This is a genomic window from Massilia brevitalea, assembly GCF_030711405.1.
In the GTDB taxonomy this organism is placed as follows: Bacteria; Pseudomonadota; Gammaproteobacteria; order Burkholderiales; family Burkholderiaceae_D; genus Telluria; species Telluria brevitalea.
Window position 1 is genome coordinate 1 of record NZ_JAULSI010000122.1, and the last position, 961, is coordinate 961.

Consider the following 961-nt stretch of genomic DNA (forward strand, 5'->3'; position numbering starts at 1 on the left):
ACAAGCCGTACGGGCAATTAGTACTGGTTAGCTTAATGCATTACTGCACTTCCACACCCAGCCTATCAACGTCCTGGTCTCGAACGACCCTTCAAGGAGCTCAAGGCTCCGGGAAATCTCATCTCAAGGCAAGTTTCCCGCTTAGATGCTTTCAGCGGTTATCTCTTCCGAACTTAGCTACCCGGCAATGCCACTGGCGTGACAACCGGTACACCAGAGGTTCGTCCACTCCGGTCCTCTCGTACTAGGAGCAGCCCCCTTCAAATTTCCAACGCCCACGGCAGATAGGGACCAAACTGTCTCACGACGTTTTAAACCCAGCTCACGTACCACTTTAAATGGCGAACAGCCATACCCTTGGGACCGGCTACAGCCCCAGGATGTGATGAGCCGACATCGAGGTGCCAAACTCCCCCGTCGATATGAACTCTTGGGAGGAATCAGCCTGTTATCCCCAGAGTACCTTTTATCCGTTGAGCGATGGCCCTTCCATACAGAACCACCGGATCACTATGTCCTACTTTCGTACCTGCTCGACTTGTCGGTCTCGCAGTTAAGCACGCTTATGCCATTGCACTATTAGCACGATGTCCGACCGTACCTAGCGTACCTTCGAACTCCTCCGTTACACTTTAGGAGGAGACCGCCCCAGTCAAACTGCCTACCATGCACTGTCCCCGATCCGGATAACGGACCAAGGTTAGAACCTCAAACAAACCAGGGTGGTATTTCAAGGATGGCTCCACGANGACCGTACCTAGCGTACCTTCGAACTCCTCCGTTACACTTTAGGAGGAGACCGCCCCAGTCAAACTGCCTACCATGCACTGTCCCCGATCCGGATAACGGACCAAGGTTAGAACCTCAAACAAACCAGGGTGGTATTTCAAGGATGGCTCCACGAGAACTGGCGTCCCCGCTTCAAAGCCTCCCACCTATCCTACACAGATTGGTTCAAAGT

General features: G+C 53.0%; 1 rRNA gene. It reads right to left on the bottom strand.

What is annotated here, in order from left to right:
- Nucleotides 1–961, bottom strand: a 23S ribosomal RNA gene (locus tag QWL29_RS26550); the annotation flags it as partial.